This window comes from Flavobacterium sp. TAB 87 (assembly GCF_001529295.1).
GTDB lineage: Bacteria > Bacteroidota > Bacteroidia > Flavobacteriales > Flavobacteriaceae > Flavobacterium.
The window spans coordinates 463783-480888 of record NZ_LLWK01000037.1 but is presented as its reverse complement, the minus strand read 5'-3'; the positions used below and the strand labels follow the sequence as shown (position 1 = coordinate 480888).

The window sequence follows — 17106 nt, the reverse complement described above, 5'->3', positions numbered from 1 at the left end:
TTTAATGAAATATATTGGTGGAGGACGTCTTGATTGCGAACGAACTCTACTTTTTAAAACAAAGCGGAATTATTTCGCCTTTAGCTAGACAATATTTCTCTACCAGTTCAGGTGCAATTTTATTCGTGTAATCTTCTTCAATTACCGTAAATCCAATACTTCTCAATTTATCAAAATAATCGCGCCCATATATGCGCACGTGATCGTATTGTCCAAATATTTTCGCACGTTCTTTTTGATCAGTAATTGTATCATCTGAAAAAGTAACTTCGCGATTCAAGTCTTGTGGAATCTGCAAAACTGCCATTCCACCTGGTTTTAAAACACGATATAATTCTTGCATGGCTTTTGTGTCATCTGGAATATGCTCTAAAACGTGATTGCATAAAATGACATCATATTCATTGTCTTTGAAAGGCAAATTACAGATGTCTGCTTTTACATCCGCCAAAGGCGAAAATAAATCAGTTGTCGTGTAATCTAGGTTTTTTTGATTTCTAAAAAGCTTATAAAAAGCTTGTTCGGGCGCAAAATGCAATACTTTTTTTGGTGCTGTAAAAAAGTCTGTCTGTTCATTTAGATACAACCACAACAATCGATGGCGCTCCAAAGAAAGTGTACTTGGCGACAGCACATTATTGCGTTGTTTTTCATATCCATAAGGCAACATTGACTTGAAACTCTTGCCATCGATAGGATCAGTAAATTTATCTCCTTTTAAAGACAAAGCAATTATAGGACGTGCCAAATAACTTAAACGAATAAGCAATGGACGGGGAATGGTATTAAGGACTAATTTAAACACAGATTTCACAGATTTTCACAGATAAAATTATAAAATGATTCTTTTGTACTTTAGACTATCTTCCAAAATTAATTAGTAGTCCTATTTTCTTTTTTGAGGCCGCCAAATAGTTTAATGTTTGTTTTATCTCACTATTTGAAAGTTGTTGGATTGCTTTTATTTCTAAAATAATTTGATCGTAGATTAGAAAATCAGAAAAATAATAACTAGGCAAAATAACTTCTTTGTAAACGATGTTAAATTTTACTTCGCGACTAAAAAGAATTTGATTTTTTTTAAATTCATATTCTAATGCATCTCCATATACTTTTTCACTATGTCCTTTTCCAAGTATTTTGTGAACTTCCATACAGACTCCAATTATCTTGTATGTTTCTTCTTTTAAATAAAAGTCTTCCATATAAATAATTTGTGACAATTTGTGAAATCTGTGTTAAACAGTAAGTAACTTATACCACCAAAGGCACTCTTCTAAATTCCTCTTCTTCGTCGCTTTCGATTCCTAGCGCTTTATAGATGTACTTAAATGTCGATAAAATTTCTGGTTTGCCATCAATTAACGCCACATCATGTTCGAAATGCGCGCTTGGTTTTCCATCTGCAGTTGTAATTGTCCAACCGTCTTTGTGCTGTTTGATGTTTTTTGTACCGAGATTAATCATCGGTTCGATGGCGACAACCATACCTTCCACAAAAAGTTTACCGCGACCACGTTTACCATAATTTGGCATTTCAGGATCTTCGTGCATTTTTTGTCCTAAACCATGTCCTACTAATTCACGAACTACGCCGTAACCGTGACTTTCAGTATATTTTTGAATTGCGTTTCCAACATCTTCTACACGGTTTCCTGCTTTAAATTCGCGAATTCCGATATATAATGATTCCTTGGTTACTTGTAATAATTTTTTGGTTTCTGGTGCTACCTCTCCAATTTCAAAACTGTAGGCATGATCACCATGGTAACCATTTTTAAACGCACCACAGTCAACCGAGATTACATCACCACTTTGTAATGGTGTATTGTTCGGAATTCCGTGTACCACTTGTGAGTTTGGACTCATACAAAGTGAATTTGGAAAATCATACAAGCCCAAAAAGCTGGGAACCGCTCCGTGGTCCCGAATAAATTCTTCAGCAAGTTTATCTAAATATAATGTAGTCACTCCTTCTTTAATTTCAGAAGCAATCATTCCCAATGTTTTCGATACGATTAACGCACTTTCGCGCATTAATTCTATTTCTTCACGTGATTTTACTATGATCATAATTTCGTATTTTCAGTTGGCAAAAGTACAATTTTTAAATTATTTATATTGTTTTGATTTTGTATTTAAAAGGGGGCTTTTTACAGGTTAGAAAAGCTAAAGTTCATTCGAATGGAGTAATTTCTCTAAAAACAAATGCTTAAATTAGCGTATACTAAAATTTAAAAGGAAATAATATGGACAATAATCAAGCTAAAAAAGCCAGCTTAACCAAAATGAAAACGGTCGCATTGAGTGTTTTGGGATTGGCAGTAATTTGCTTTTTTGTTGCAAATCATTATAAGATAGGATGGTTGAAAGCATTTAGTGAAGCCGCAATGGTCGGTGGAATTGCCGACTGGTTTGCAGTAGTAGCCTTGTTTAAACATCCGTTAGGAATTCCGATTCCACATACGGCCCTGATTCCGAACAATAAAGATGCGATTGGTCAGAATTTAGGAACTTTTGTTTCGGATGAATTTTTGATCAAGGAAAAATTAGAACTGAAATTGGATGAATTTGATTTTGCAAGTAAAGCAACCAGCTGGTTGCAGGAAGAGAAAAACGCAGATACTATTGCCGCATTAGTAGTCGAAAACATTATTCCTGGTGTTTTAAAAACCATAGATGATGCCGATGTAAAAAACTTTATACAAAAACAATTTGAAGAAAAATTGCAAGAAATGAACTTTGGTGAATGGATAGCAATTGGACTGGAATCGTTGTCTAAAAGTGACAAACAGGAGCAACTAATTACAAACGTATTAGCTATTTTGGCAACCGAACTAGAGACTAATAAAGCGGAAATTAGAGAAAAAGTTAAAAAAGCAACACCGTGGTATACATTGGGTGTAGCTGATAAAAAAATTGCAGATGGAGTTTTTAACGGTTTGTATGAATTTTTGTTAATGGCTAAAGAGCCAGAAAGCGCTATCCGAAAGAAAATTAACTTGTATGTGTTAAACTTTATTGAGGAGTTGAAAAACTCTCCAGAAATGCAGCAAAAGATTACATCTTTGATTATAGAATTTACGCAAAAAGAAGAAGTGCAAAATTATATTGGCTCGATTTGGCAAGAATTGAAAAGTGCAATTACTGATGATTTGGATAAGGGTAAGGATTCTAAGATTAAGGAAAACTTAGCGAACATGATTCGTAATTTCGGAATTAATGTTCAAAATGATGTGGTGATGACAAACAAAATCAACAACTTCCTTAAAGTTGATGTGTTGGGCGTTTTACTTCGAAATAAAAAAGCAATTGGGGATTTAATTGCAACCTCCGTTCAGAGTTGGGATAAAAAAGAAATAGCAGAAAAATTAGAATTAGAAGTAGGTAAGGATTTGCAATTTATTCGAATCAATGGAACAGTAGTCGGTGGATTTGTTGGGCTAGTAATTTATTTTGTAGAACATTTTATATAAAAAAATAAGACTGCTCTATACCGACAGTCTTTTAAGGTTTGATTTTTAATTAACTTCTACAGCTTTAAAAATTCATTTGAAAGAAAGGTACACGATAGCTAATTGATTCGTCTTTTCTATTATTTGTGATGGATAATAATAGTATGTACCACTTCGTCTTAACTATTAAGACACTTTTATAAAATTATAATCTCCAAAACATTTAGAAGTCATACAATCTTCTGATTAATAGCGCATTATGGCTGCTCTGTTAGTAGATTATTTTTCTTAATAATTAATTGTTAATTTATATATTTGCATCCTTTACAATTAATTATTTAAAATAAAAAAAATGAGAAAATTATTGATGATAACTGTTCTATTAATAAGTTCTTTAGCACACTCTCAAATTACAATTCGCTTAGGATTAGGAGAACAAGAGGCAGATGGGATTATTTTCAAAAAAAATAATGAAAAGATTAGCGGTGAGGTTGATTTTCCAAAATTTAACGCTAAAAAAGTAAAAATTAAAATTGATAAAAAAAATCATCAAAAAATAGCGAGTGCTGATATTGATTCAATTCAGTTATTTGACAGTAACAAGAAACAGGTTTATACTTTTGTCTGGACAAAAACTAAAGTTTATAAGTCAAAAGGTACTGAGTTTAAAGTTTTAGATGAGGGTTGGATTTGCTTAATAAAAAAAGGAAAGGTATCGGTTTACCTTGGAGGCCAAGAATATGGAATCAAAAAAGATTCGATGAGAGTAGTAGAGGCAGCTAGTAATCATTATTTAAAAAAGAAAGACGAAGATTACCCCGTACTAGTTTCTGTATTTGCTGTTGGTGGAGGTATTGGTTATAATGTATTCTTTAGGGAGTATGGACAATATTACTTCAAAGACAATGCTGTGATTGCTGAAAAAATTAAAAATAAAGAATATAAGTCTGACGATATGTTAAAGGTAGTAGAGTACTATAATAGTTATATAACTCCTAAAGCTACTACAACTAAAAGTGAGCTTACTAAAAGTAACAAGGTTAAAAGCACTTCTAATAGTGCTAGCAAAAGTAATAGTGCGCCTAAGAAGAAAAAGTAAGTTTGGCTATTTTTACAATGTATTAGTTCAGTGCTTTTTAATAAATTCAACTTTAGTAATAAGAAGTAAATCAACTCAAGAATAAGAAAATTTAACGAACTGCTTTTACATATAAAACCGAACTATTTCTAAAAAATCAGTTCGGTTTTATGTATAATATCAATACTACATATTTATTTTTAAATATACTTTCTATAAAAAAGCAAGCAGAATTCAGCCGATAAATCAAAAATACTTAAAAAACCTGTATGAAAAAAACACTACTTTTGGGATGCTTGCTTTTTGCAGTTAATGCGTTTTCACAAGCTTGGGACGATGTTTATGATGCTAAATATTCAGTTGGAGTATCATTTCAGGATAAAGGAATCGGTGCTGAAGTTGGTTATGAAATCGGACTGTCTAATTATTTATCAATTGGATTCATTTATGGCTACGTTTTTAAAACTGAAACATTGCCTCCAATTTATGATTCTTGGGACATTAACATTAATGATGGAGATAATGCAGATTCTTTTGAAAAAATGAATATGGCTGCGTCATTAAACGTACACCTAACACCTTTTTTTAAAATGGATGGTGAATCTATCGATATCTATGTCGGTACATCGGGTGGTATTAATGGTGCTGGAGTCCAAGGAGGATTTAAATATTTTTTTATGGAAAATTTAGGAGTATATTTTAATGGCTACTGTCCTATTATAGCGAATAAATTTTTAATCGATGAATCGTCTACAAGGGTATATTATAATTTTTACCTTAAGCCTGTAGTAAGTGCAGGAGTTTCTTTTACTTTGTAAACAGGCAATTAAAAAAATCTGATTAATTGGCTTGTTTAACGCAAACTGGACTTTATTCTAGATATATTTTTAAAAAAAAGTGGGTTTGAGAAATTAATTTCATACCCACTTTCTAATTTTATTTGAAATGTACTAAAAGATTTTTTAAAATTACAACAAAGAATGCTGAGTCATTACTGCAGGTTGCGCAATACCCATCAATTCTAAAATAGTGGGAGCAATATCACCTAAAACACCATCTTTTATCGATTTTAAATCTTTATCAACCAATATAATTGGAACCGGATTCGTAGTATGCGCAGTATTTGGACTACCATCTGGATTGATCATTGTTTCGCAGTTACCATGATCGGCAATTACGATGGTCGTATAATCATTAGCTAAAGCTGCTTCAATAACTTCTTTTACGCAAGCATCAACGGCTTCACAGGCCAATATTGCTGCACTCATAATTCCAGTATGGCCAACCATGTCGCCATTGGCAAAATTTAAACATACAAAATCAACCTCGCGTTTGTTCAACTCGGGAATCAACGCATCCTTTAATTCAAAGGCGCTCATTTCTGGTTGCAAGTCGTAGGTTGCTACTTTTGGGGAATTTCTCAATATTCTAGATTCGCCTTCAAACGGATTTTCTCGTCCACCCGAAAAGAAAAAGGTTACGTGCGGATATTTTTCTGTCTCGGCAATGCGAATTTGCTTTTTGCCTGCTTTTTCTAAAACTTCACCTAAAGTCTCAGTAATATTATCTTTGTTGTAAACCACTTTTACGTTTTGATACGTTTCGTCGTAGTTGGTCAAGGTTACATAATACAGGTTTAGTTTGTGCATGTTTTGCTCGTGAAAATCTTGTTGCGATAACGCTTCTGTCAATTCACGACCACGATCTGTTCTAAAATTAAAAAAGATAACCACATCATCTTCTTCAATTGTAGCTAGCGGTTTTTGATCGCTGTCCACCATTACAATGGGAGCAACAAATTCATCGGTTATATTGTTTTGATAACTTGCTTCCATGGCTGCAACAGGATCTAATGCCTTTGCACCATCAGCATTTACAAGTAAGTCATATGCTAATTTGACGCGTTCCCAACGTTTGTCGCGATCCATTGCGTAATAGCGACCAATAATAGAGGCAATTTTTACAGGCGTATTTTTAATGTAATTTTGAAGATTCTCAATGTAGCCTTTACCCGATTTTGGATCTACATCACGTCCATCTGTAAACGCATGAACGTATACTTTATCTAATCCGTATTGTTGAGATGCATCTATTAAGCCGCGTAAATGAGAGGTGTGCGAATGCACGCCACCATCAGAAACCAATCCTAAGAAGTGTACTTTTTTATTGTGTTCTTTTGCATATAAAAATGCATCGATTAATACTTGTTCTTTGGCAAGTGTTTTATTAGCAACAGCTAAATTTATTTTGGCTAGATCTTGGTACACAATACGACCAGCACCCAAATTCATATGGCCTACTTCGCTATTTCCCATTTGACCTTCAGGCAAACCTACGTTTAGACCGTCAGTACGTAATTGCGCGCTTGGATATTGGGTATATAAACTGTTTATAAATGGAACGTTGGCGTTGTCTATGGCAGAAACTTTAGGATCAGGAGATTTTCCCCAACCGTCTAAAATCATTAGTATTACTTTCTTGTTCATCTTTATTTTAATTTTTAACAAAGATAAGGCATTTGTAAAACCTTGAAGAATATCGGTGCTACTATTGTATTATATAAAGAGAACCGTACCAAAAAACAATTATTTTTTTAAAGAAGGGATTCTTTTTTAAAATATATGCATTCTAAAATTTATTTTTAACCACGTTGTAGTCAATAAAATACTTAATACTAATTGAAAATACGTGATTCAGTTTCGAATTATTAATTAAAGCAGAAACATTTTCGCCTAAATGCTTGTTGATTTCTCTTTCGAAACCAGCACCACTATTACGATACAGTAGCGAAAGTTGGCTTCCTGGAGCAAACCACCAAGCGTACGATAAATCAGCATTCCAAGAGTTGAAATTGGAGTTTTTGTTAGTTGAATAAGTTGCGAAGTCAGTCAAAGTCCCGTCATTACTCAAAGATAAATAGTGCTTGTTTTCGGCATAAGACCAGTATTGACGAACTAATAAATTAAAAGTCATTCTGCTGTTGAGTGCGTATTTTCCTGAAATAGAATTTGAGTAAGTGATGACATTTCTATTGGCAAAAATGATCGTTTTGGGACTAGTAGTGTTAAAATCGGCATCGATACGATCAGCATATCCTTTGTCGTTCGTGTTTTTGATGAAATTAAAATTGTAAACTAACAAGAATTTATCGCTAAAACGGTATCTCGGACCAACAGCAACGTCATAAATAGCGCGGCCTGGTTCGTCTAAAAAAGTAACTCGAGTATTTATATCGACAGCAAATTTTTTATTGTAATTGGTAGAGAAGTCAATCCAGTTTTCAATTTTTCTAGGAATTACTACAAAGCGATCGGCCACACGAGGTTCGTAATAATCAAATACTTCCAGCGGATTTACGCCGATTCCAAAGCCAAATAAATTATTTTTTTTAGTTGTAATGCTGGTATTGACATTAAAATTATTGTCTTGTAAAGCACCCGTTTCTTTATTGTATTCAAGATACCCATTCCAATTCAGCCTGAGCTTATTGAAACTTTTGGTTGGATTTAAAATACGATAATTGACATTGCTGAAAAAGCTATAAAAATTAGTGTAAAAATTTATTCCTAAATCGTTTGAGTCAAAATCTTTAGTTACCAAGTCGGCTCCCAAATTAAAACGGTATTTCCCGCTTGTTTTGGCAAAATTTATGTCAGCATAAGAACCTTTTTTATCTTCCAATTGATTAATTAAACTGTATTTCATACTTCCTGTAATTCCGAATGTATTGGTTTTGGTATTTAAATCCCAAGTCAGGGCCGAAACATTCGCATCTCTAAAAGCGCCATCTCTAGTTACATTGGTATTAATAAAGGCTATGGATGAGGTTTTTCTAAATCGTTGATCCAAAACCAAAACATTATAATTGGTCAAAGGTTCTACTACTTCACGACGCGTTACATTGGTGACTGTGTTAGTAATAACTGCATGTGTCTTTTCGGTGATCGCATTTAAAATTCCAATTCCTAAACCGCCTTTGGTTCGTCCCGAAATTTTTAATGCATTTATTAGATTGACAGCAGACGGATTTTCGATAAATTCCTCATTTTCTGCTAATTCTATCGTTGTCGAAGGAGAGCCGCCAATTCGGCGGGAATAGAACAAATTACCTTTGCTAAATAAATCGGTTCCTTCCGTAAAAAACGAACGATTTTCATTAAACTGCTGTTCAAAAGGACCTAAATTTAAAATCTGATCGTCAAATTTAGTTTGACCAAAATCTGGAACTAAAATGGCATCCAAAGTAAAAGCATCATTAATTCCGTATTTAATATCCAATCCACCTTTCAATGTTCCGTAGGTTTTTTGTCCTTCGGCTGCATTGAGATAAAAAGAAGTGTATGGCATTAAAAACAATCGAGTAGGAGGTTTAATATTTTCGATACCCTGCAAAATACCAGCTTGTTGTGTAAAACTTCCAATTTTGGTATCAATAAGATTCCAAGTATATTTTTCTCGGTCTCTTTTTATTTCTCGAAAAAAATTAAGCCCCCAAGTTTGTTTGCTATCTGCCGAAAAACGCAGCGCAGCATAGGGAATTTTCATTTCTACGACCCAGCCAAAATCGGTTATCAGCGCTTTACTGTCCCAAACGGCGTCCCAAGAATAGTCTTCGCCATTGGCATCTGTGGTAATACAATCGGCTTGGCTATCAGACGCAGGAACGAAAAATTGAAAATCTTGCTGTCCGTCGTTAAAACCATTTATAAAAACACCAAAAAGATCAGACGTTCCAAAACTATCTCGTTGTGTAATTTCTTTTAAAATTTTAGTGGGTTCATTGTCATACATTATCGCTGCAATGTAAAGTGCATCGTTATCGTAAATAATTTTAATTTCTGTTCTTTTTTCGTACGGAATTGGTTTTCCGTTGTCTGGCTCAAACATTACAAAGTCTTTGGCAACGTCGGTTTCCTGCCAAGCTTGTTCGTCAGTTTTACCATCTATTATAATGTTCGCTGTGATAGAATTAGTTTTTAATATCTTTTTCTGACCGTAACTAACTGTGGTTAATAATAGAAGAAGGTAATAGACGATTGATTTCATAACTCTAATTGATATAGCTTTTTCTAATAGACTACAAAAATTTGGATCCGTTACAGTTTTAGGTAAATTTAAAAATTTTGAAGGGTTGTTTTTATAGGTTTTTTAATACATAGGTGTGAATGATGTAATAAATAGTGTTAAAAATGCAATAAATAGGGTAATTTAATTGTTTATAAGTTTTGTCAGGTATAATTTTTTTTTACTTTTGTTATGCCTCGAAACAAATATAACTTAAACACATTCAATGATTTACAGTATTTATCCTACATTGTTATTCATGTTGCTATCATTTGGAGCTTCTAATAACACTACAGAGAAAGTTTCTACAAACAAACGAGTAATTGCTGCAACGGTTAAAATTAGTGCCGAAGCGAAAATTGAATCCATCTACCATAATCTTCATACCAATAGTTTCGAACTTCCAAAAATGGATAGTTTTACTGAAGCTTTAAAAGGTTTTTACGAATTAAAAGAAAAAGGAATCATTACCAAAGATATTTTAACGCTGATTGATTTTAGTAAATCGGCAAACGAAAAAAGACTTTGGGTAATCGATTTATCTACTAATACCATCTTATATCATTCTTTAGTATCACACGGCAGAAATACAGGTGAAGAATTTGCTACTTCATTTTCAAATGTAGATTCTTCTAATAAAAGCAGTTTAGGCTTTTATAAAACTGGCGAAGTATATCAAGGCAAGCATGGAATGTCTTTGCGATTAGATGGTCTAGAGCGCGGTGTAAATGACAACGCCAGATCTAGAGCGATTGTAATGCATGGAGCTAATTATGTTTCTAATTTATTTATTAGAAATAATAGTCGTTTGGGAAGAAGTTTGGGTTGTCCTGCAATTCCAGAAGAATTAAAACAAGAAATTATTGAAACAATAAAAAATAAATCTTGTTTGTATATTTATCATCCTTCAAGAAGTACAGTAACTCTGGCTCGTTTAGTTTCTTAGTTTAGCATACAAATCAGCATCTAAATTGTAAATATCAGGGCGAAACTGCAATTGGTTTGGTTCGCTCCAAGCCGTCCAGTACCACTGGTACAATTCGTATTTTTTAGTAATGCGAACCCCAGTAGTTTTCTCGGTTACAATAAGAGAATCAATTTTTTCCGTAGACCAGTTTTTTGCGTCGTTTAGTAAATGCTCGGCTAAATCTAGCGGGTTTTCAATACGAACACAACCTGAACTCATCGAGCGGTTTTGTCGATCAAAAGAACCTCTGTGATTGGTGTCGTGTAAATAAACGCTATGATTGTTTGGGAATAAAATTTTCATCAAACCTAGAGAATTACTTCTGCCTGGTTTTTGAACATATCGGTACGCATGCGGATTATTTTCATTCCAGTCTTGCGGATCAACTACTGTTCCTGTTTTATCATAAATCGTAATGTTCTTTTTAGCTAAATAATTTCTGTTCTTTTGCATCGAAGGAACAACATCTTCTTTTAAAATCGTTGGAGGAACGGTCCATGTCGGATTAAAGACAATTGTTTTTAATGTTGATGTAAGAATTGGTGTTCTGCGTTTGTTCGTGCCGACAATTACGTTTCTGCTTAGCACTGTATCCTTTTCTTCTACGACTTGTAAACTGTAATCGGGAATATTAATAATTAAATAATTTCCTGTAAATTCATCAGTATACCAACGCCAGCGCTCTAAATTAGCTATTATCTGATGTTTTCTTTTTTCTTTAGAATAATTGAGTGCAGCCACAGTTCCTTTGCCAACCACACCGTCTGAAATTAAGCCATGTCTGGACTGAAATTTTTTAACAGCATCAAATGTTTTTTGATTGTAAACAGCCGATAAACTTTCTGATTTTGGCAGATCTTTCCAAAAACGCAGTCTTTTTTTAATTTTAATTACCTCGCTATTGGTATCATTTAATACAATTTTATCTACCGATTGAATGCGGTGCACACTGTCTTCTGGAAAAGTATTTATAAGTTTTAAAGCATTGATGAGTTTTTGATACGTATACGTTTTTGGTTGACTTTTTAGTAAAGCTGTTTCCAAATTGTCATCGTTAAAAGCGGTAATTAAAACTTCATTTACATTAAAGCTTTTTGCTTTTAATTCCCAGTCGGTGTACAATTTTTTTGGATCTAACTTTCCTTTATATAAATGAAGTAAAAACTTCTGAAAATTCATTGTTAAATTTAAGTCATAAGCAATGAGTTGTTTGTCATTAAGTTCTGAAATCTTTTTTTCAAAATCTTGTAATTTTTTGACATGATAATCAGCAGGGTTTAAGCCATAATCTTCTGCTTTTTCTAATTGAAATAAAACAAATTGACGCTTTTTTAAATTGCCCCAAACTGTTTCGTAGCCAGACGATTTGTAAAAATTCACCAGCAGCTGACTTTTAAAAACAGAAAGTTGTGCCGTGTCAATCGCTATTTTTCGCTCGTTATCTTTTACAATTGCTGGTGTTATAATAGTTGCAGAATCCAAAGTTTCTCCATTTTTCGCGGCGCCCGCATCTTCTTTTTTACAACTAGTAAACAATAGGATAATAGCAATACAAGTAAAAAACCTAGTCATTGTGTTTTGTTTTAAGAGGTAAGTAAACTTGAACGATGTTGAGCAAGTACTTCATTTTTTTGGTTGATTAATTTTTTGCAAAAGTACGACTGCTGTTTAAAAGAAAACAATTCTTACAAATATTTAATTTAAAATGTTCTCTATTATTTTTGCTAGGCAAAGAACGTCCTTTATATTTGTAATTCTTAACTGAATTTGCCCTCTTTGTAACTCAATTAAAACGCATCGATATGTTTTTGTGCGATGATTTTTGTTTTCGTTCTAGATTTTAAATGATTTCTTGAAGTTATAACTTTTTAATTTTTAACAGATTAGTAGAGGTGCCGGTTTTTTTATTTATTTTTTTTCAAAAAAACTTGTTTTACAGATAACTAATTCTCTATATTTGCACCACCAAAAATGCGAAAGTAGCTCAGTTGGTAGAGCTCCAGCCTTCCAAGCTGGTTGTCGCGAGTTCGAGCCTCGTCTTTCGCTCTAAATACAATTTAGAGTTGTTTTAATTATTTGAAAAAATAATTTGTTTTTACAATTCCGATGCGAAAGTAGCTCAGTTGGTAGAGCTCCAGCCTTCCAAGCTGGTTGTCGCGAGTTCGAGCCTCGTCTTTCGCTCTTAAAACCCGAAACTCAATGAGTTTCGGGTTTTTTATTACTTCTAATTTAAGAAACTCAAATCGCTTTCTGGATCTAGTTCTTGTGGTTCTTTATTTTGTTCGAATAAACGAGCGCTTAATTTTCCTTTTAAGATAACTTTTTCGCCTTTTACTTCGAGCCAGCTTCCTTCGCGTAAGCCTAAAACAGGAACGGTATTAAAAGCATGAAATTCTTTGATTCGGGTTTCTCTCGTTTCTCCCATATGTTTGGATTGTGCATCTGGATCCATGTAGTGCGGATTCAAGTTGAACGGAACTAATCCTAAGGTTTTAAAACTTGGTGGATAAATAATTGGCATGTCATTAGTGGTTTGCATTGAAAGTCCGCAAATATTACTGCCTGCACTTGTTCCTAAATAAGGTGTGCCCTTTTTTAGCGTTTCCGATAAAACATCCATTATAGTATACTTATACAATTGCGATACTAATAAGAACGTATTTCCTCCTCCTGTAAAAATGGCTTCGGCCTCTTCGATAGCTTTTTGTTTGTCTTCAAATTCATGCAGTCCATTTACCTGAATATCGATTGTTTTAAAAGCAGATTGCACGGTAGCAGTATAGTCTTCGTGCGTAATTCCTCCCGGTCTAGCAAAAGGTACAAATAGTATTCTTTTACAACCTTTAAAATGATTTTGTAAAGTGGGCAACAGGTATTCTAAGTAGGCGCCTCCGTGTAGTGTCGAAGTGCTGGCAACGATGCTATTTTTCATGAGAATTTTATTTTTAACTGACCTTAAAGATACTAAATGCTCCTCTTCTTTAACCGAACATCTTTTTTTTATTAACAATTATTTACCAAGTCGTTAGCATTAAATTTGGAGTTGCTTGAGATACTTTTACAGCTATAAACCACCTTATATGAGGCATTTTATTCTTTTTGTAGTTTTAGCATTTTCGCAAGAATTTTTTGCTCAAGAGCATTTTCCGACACAAATTACAGGAATTACTACTTTATACAATAATCCGCTAGAGGGAGTTTTTGTAATCAATAAAACTAGCGAAAAGGGCATTCAAACAGATAAAGAGGGTCGGTTCTCCATTGCTGTAAAAAAAGGAGATATAGTCGTATTTTCTTCCTTGATGACCAAGGAGATGCAAGTGCAAGTAGATGAAAAACTCAATATAACTAACTTTTTAGTTATCGAATTAAGTGCACAATCCAATCAGCTTCGTGAAGTGGTGGTTCGAAGTTATAACGGAACTAATGCACGAGCATTAGGAATTATTCCTCAAGACACAAAAAGCTACAGTGCAGCAGAAAGAAAATTAAAAACCGCAACCGATTTAAAAGGTGCTGGAGGAGGTATTTGCTTGGATCCTGTGCTGAATTTAATTTCAGGTAGAACGGCAATGCTAAAAAAAGAATTAGCGGTCGAGAAAAAGGAAGATTTTATGGAAATGCTTGAAAAATTGTTTGATCGCAATCACTTTGTGAACAAATTAAGTATTCCCGAAGATTATGTAAAGGGATTTGAATATTATGCCGTGGAAAACCCGTATTTTACAAAAATTTTAAATTCGAAGAATAAAGTAGCAACAGAATTTTTATTAGGCGAATTAGCATTAAAATACAAAGACATCATTGCTTGTGAAAACGAATAAAACCCTACTTTTTCTTCTCTCTATTTGTAGTCAAATTATTTTTGGACAAACTTTTAGTAGTAAAGAAATAAAGGGACAAGTATTTGCCGCTTCAACTGCGCTACGATCGGTTACGATTGTCAATAATACAACGCAACATTTCGCAGTCACCGACTATAGTGGTTTGTTTTCAATCGTGATTCAAGAAAATGACGTTCTTGTTTTTTGGGAGTAAATCTAGAAGCATTAGAAAAAAGAATTACAGTAGCATATCTGTCGCTATCTTTTCTTTCGATTAAAGGAAAACGAAAAGTATCGAATTAGAACAAGCTTCTGTAGATAGTAGCCCCAGTATTAATGCTACGAGACTTGAGTTAGTTTAATCGAGTCAAAAAAAAATACACCGCTGCTGAGCGTAAATTGTACACGGCCGGTTAGTTCAAGTGGTATAGTCCTTTGCTTATACCTTTCGGAGGAATGGATTTTGATGGATTATTAAACGCAGTTAATTAACGTAAAAAGAGATTAGAAAAAGAGCTTTCTAGTAAAAATAAAGAAACTGCTATACAGCTACCGCAAAAGCTTTTCGATCAAAAGTATTTGATTAGTGACTTAAAAATTCCTCCGAATCATGTGGCAGGATTTCAGTATTATGTGGTAGAAAATAAGGATTTCATGAAAATTATAAACTTAGAAAATAAAAGTGCCGCCGAGTTTTTATTAGTTGAGTTGGCGCAATAATATAAAAATACAATAACTATTGAAAACGAATAACCCCTTCCTTTTTATTTTTCTTGCAATTACTCATTTTACTTTCGGACAAAATTTGGTATCTAAAGAAATGAACGGTCAAGTATTTGCTGATTCTAGTTCTGTTGATGGTGTAGCTGTTGTGAACAATGCAACACAACTGACCACAATTACAGATAGCAAAGGTCTATTTTCGATTGTAATTCGCGAAGGTGATGTTCTGGTTTTTTCTGCGATAAATTTAGAGGGTTATAAAAAAAGAATTACTTCTTCTGACTTAGCGCTTAATTTTCTTCCTATAAAAATGAAAGCAAAAAGCATTGAATTAAAAGAAGTGGTGATTAATGAGTCGAATATATCGGCTGAAAGCCTAGGGATCATTCCCTACGGTCAAAAAAAATATACCGCTGCCGAACGTAAATTGTACACTGCAAACTCAACTCCAATTGATGCGCTACTCAATGCAATGTCGGGTCGATCAAAAATGTTAAAAAAAGAAATAATAGTTGAGAAAAAAGAGCGAATGCTGTACAAGATTGAAGGATTATTTGAGGAAGATTATTACACCCAAAGACTAAAGATTCCTGCAGATCGCATAAAAGGATTTCAATATTACTGCATTGAAAATCCTGAGTTTATGCGTACCTTAGAATCTAAAAATAAAAGCATGAGTATGTTTTTAATCACACAATTGGCTCAGGAATATCTAAAAATAATTGAAAATGAAGACTAAACTTTTTACAGGAATTTTATTTATTTTAATGCAACTTGGTTTTGCTCAGACGAATGATAGACAATTGTTGAATGGTAAAGTGCAAAACGATTCATTGGCAATAGAAAGCGGTTATGTTTTAAATATTAATGCGCAAACCAGAACTTATATATATAAAGATGGCGCATTTGCTATTATGGCTAAAGCCAAAGACACGCTTTTGTTTTCGGGAATGGTTTTTCAATCGAAAAAAATTGTTGTAAAAGCGGCTGATTTTCAGGAAAAAGCAGTGTTGATTCAGCTAGAATTAATTAACAATCAATTAAATGAAGTTGTGGTTGGTAGTAAATTTAAAGACGAATCTTTATCGGGTGGCACACAAGTAATTGTTTATGGTCAATATTTTGATGATGCCAATTCTTCACCAACCAATCAAGTCATGCACTCCAATCAAACGATAAAAGACGGAATTGATTTTGTTCGAATGTTTAAGGAAGTTAAGAAAGCCCTAAAACCGAAGCCAGAAGACAAACCAGAATATATTGAAGATATCACGTTTTCCAAATATGCGCAAGCCAATTTTAGTCCGACCTTTTATAGAGAAGAGTTGCGTTTAAAAGAAGATGAAATCGATTTATTTTTAATGTATTGTGCGAACGATAGAGAATCTAGAAAATATTTAAAAACCAGAATCAAAATTTCAATTAATCGATTTTTTAATCAATAAAAATAAAGAATATAAAAGAATTGTTACTTTTGAAAAATGAAAAAAATAGTTCTAAATTCCACTATAATTTTGTTACTTTTTCTTTTTTCGGCTTTTTCTTTCCATAAATTTTATGTGGGAGTATATCAAGTCGATTATGTTCCAGAAAAGAGAATGTTGCAAATAACGTCAAGAATTTTTATTGATGATCTCAATGATGCGATTGAAAAAAAATACAAATTAAAAACTAATGTTGGTACCGAAAAAGAAACGGCTGCAGATGTTACTTTACTAAAAAAGTACTTGTCAGAAAATTTTTTAGTCAAAGTTAACGGTCAATCCAAAGCAATCGTTTTTGTGTCTAAAGAGACCGAAGATCAAAATGTTGTAGTTTGTTACACTAAAATTACCGATGTCACTAAAATAAAAGCATTAGAAGTGAGTAATACCCTTCTAATAGATTGGAACAGAGAACAACAAAACATTACACATTTTTTAATAAATGGCACTAAAAAGACGGTTCTGTTTACAGAATCTTCACGGAAAGAAGTGTTAAAGTATTAAAAACGAC

17 protein-coding genes and 2 tRNA genes are annotated in these 17106 nt (G+C 33.3%); 12 read left to right on the top strand and 7 right to left on the bottom strand.

All coding sequences use genetic code 11. The features are described from left to right. Positions 1-46: 46 nt before the first annotated feature. The 3 genes from AP058_RS11355 to map are packed head-to-tail and all read right to left on the bottom strand — an operon-like array spanning position 47 to position 2073. Positions 47-814 (bottom strand): class I SAM-dependent methyltransferase, encoded by a 768-nt coding sequence (locus tag AP058_RS11355; RefSeq protein ID WP_066310658.1) that lies wholly within the window; start codon positions 812-814, stop codon positions 47-49. A 46-nt stretch (positions 815-860) separates the two neighbouring features. Further along, positions 861-1205 carry a GxxExxY protein gene (locus AP058_RS11350; RefSeq protein ID WP_157492706.1) on the bottom strand — a complete coding sequence of 115 codons (345 nt, stop codon included), beginning with the start codon at positions 1203-1205 and terminating at the stop codon, positions 861-863. 49 nt (positions 1206-1254) lie between these two features. Continuing rightward, positions 1255-2073: a type I methionyl aminopeptidase gene (gene map / locus AP058_RS11345; RefSeq protein WP_066310655.1), complete on the bottom strand. Its 819-nt coding sequence runs from the start codon at positions 2071-2073 to the stop codon at positions 1255-1257. A gap of 176 nt (positions 2074-2249) precedes the next feature. Between map and AP058_RS11340 the strand changes: the two genes are divergently transcribed. The 3 genes from AP058_RS11340 (at position 2250) to AP058_RS11330 (ending at position 5351) form a co-directional block, all read left to right on the top strand. Beyond that, complete coding sequence (locus tag AP058_RS11340; RefSeq protein ID WP_066310652.1) at positions 2250-3476, top strand: DUF445 domain-containing protein; 1227 nt, start codon at positions 2250-2252, stop codon at positions 3474-3476. Positions 3477-3807: 331 nt separating this feature from the next. Next, positions 3808-4554, top strand: coding sequence for a hypothetical protein (locus tag AP058_RS11335; RefSeq protein ID WP_066310651.1), 747 nt, complete (start codon positions 3808-3810; stop codon positions 4552-4554). 248 nt (positions 4555-4802) lie between these two features. After that, positions 4803-5351 carry a DUF6646 family protein gene (locus AP058_RS11330; protein ID WP_066310650.1) on the top strand — a complete coding sequence of 183 codons (549 nt, stop codon included), beginning with the start codon at positions 4803-4805 and terminating at the stop codon, positions 5349-5351. A gap of 150 nt (positions 5352-5501) precedes the next feature. Here the strand turns inward: AP058_RS11330 and gpmI are convergent, their stop codons facing one another. Then, positions 5502-7019 carry a 2,3-bisphosphoglycerate-independent phosphoglycerate mutase gene (gene gpmI, locus AP058_RS11325; protein WP_066310649.1) on the bottom strand — a complete coding sequence of 506 codons (1518 nt, stop codon included), beginning with the start codon at positions 7017-7019 and terminating at the stop codon, positions 5502-5504. A gap of 142 nt (positions 7020-7161) precedes the next feature. Beyond that, complete coding sequence (locus tag AP058_RS11320; RefSeq protein ID WP_066310646.1) at positions 7162-9579, bottom strand: DUF5916 domain-containing protein; 2418 nt, start codon at positions 9577-9579, stop codon at positions 7162-7164. A 244-nt stretch (positions 9580-9823) separates the two neighbouring features. On the opposite strand from AP058_RS11320, the gene AP058_RS11315 reads away from it, so the two are divergent. Further along, entirely contained in the window at positions 9824-10543 is a 720-nt protein-coding gene (locus AP058_RS11315; protein WP_066310643.1) for a murein L,D-transpeptidase catalytic domain family protein, read from the top strand. Here the strand turns inward: AP058_RS11315 and AP058_RS11310 are convergent. After that, on the bottom strand, positions 10532-12136 hold the full coding sequence (locus AP058_RS11310; protein ID WP_066310640.1) for a murein L,D-transpeptidase: 1605 nt from the start codon (positions 12134-12136) through the stop codon (positions 10532-10534). The two genes, AP058_RS11315 and AP058_RS11310, sit on opposite strands and share 12 nt — an antisense overlap. A gap of 401 nt (positions 12137-12537) precedes the next feature. Here AP058_RS11310 and AP058_RS11305 point away from each other — a divergent pair. Together AP058_RS11305 and AP058_RS11300 are read left to right on the top strand one after the other, a co-directional pair. After that, positions 12538-12610 (top strand) — tRNA-Gly (locus AP058_RS11305). A gap of 62 nt (positions 12611-12672) precedes the next feature. Then, positions 12673-12745, top strand: a tRNA-Gly gene (locus AP058_RS11300). A gap of 43 nt (positions 12746-12788) precedes the next feature. Here AP058_RS11300 and pepE read toward each other — a convergent pair. Further along, positions 12789-13496: a dipeptidase PepE gene (gene pepE / locus AP058_RS11295; protein WP_066310638.1), complete on the bottom strand. Its 708-nt coding sequence runs from the start codon at positions 13494-13496 to the stop codon at positions 12789-12791. 148 nt (positions 13497-13644) lie between these two features. On the opposite strand from pepE, the gene AP058_RS11290 reads away from it, so the two are divergent. From AP058_RS11290 to AP058_RS11270, 6 genes are all read left to right on the top strand, one after another. Further along, positions 13645-14388, top strand: a complete 744-nt coding sequence (locus AP058_RS11290) for a carboxypeptidase-like regulatory domain-containing protein (protein ID WP_066310635.1) — start codon at positions 13645-13647, stop codon at positions 14386-14388. Continuing rightward, entirely contained in the window at positions 14375-14602 is a 228-nt protein-coding gene (locus AP058_RS11285; RefSeq protein ID WP_157492704.1) for a hypothetical protein, read from the top strand. The genes AP058_RS11290 and AP058_RS11285 overlap by 14 nt, the downstream gene beginning before the upstream one ends. A 365-nt stretch (positions 14603-14967) precedes the next feature. Then, positions 14968-15108, top strand: a complete 141-nt coding sequence (locus AP058_RS16910) for a hypothetical protein (protein WP_157492702.1) — start codon at positions 14968-14970, stop codon at positions 15106-15108. 19 nt (positions 15109-15127) lie between these two features. After that, a complete protein-coding gene (locus AP058_RS11280; protein WP_066310627.1) occupies positions 15128-15850 on the top strand; it encodes a carboxypeptidase-like regulatory domain-containing protein in 723 nt (240 codons plus the stop codon). Beyond that, on the top strand, positions 15840-16556 hold the full coding sequence (locus tag AP058_RS11275; RefSeq protein ID WP_231739646.1) for a carboxypeptidase-like regulatory domain-containing protein: 717 nt from the start codon (positions 15840-15842) through the stop codon (positions 16554-16556). The genes AP058_RS11280 and AP058_RS11275 overlap by 11 nt, the downstream gene beginning before the upstream one ends. A gap of 36 nt (positions 16557-16592) precedes the next feature. Next, a complete protein-coding gene (locus AP058_RS11270) occupies positions 16593-17099 on the top strand; it encodes a DUF6702 family protein (RefSeq protein WP_066310624.1) in 507 nt (168 codons plus the stop codon). Positions 17100-17106: the final 7 nt, after the last annotated feature.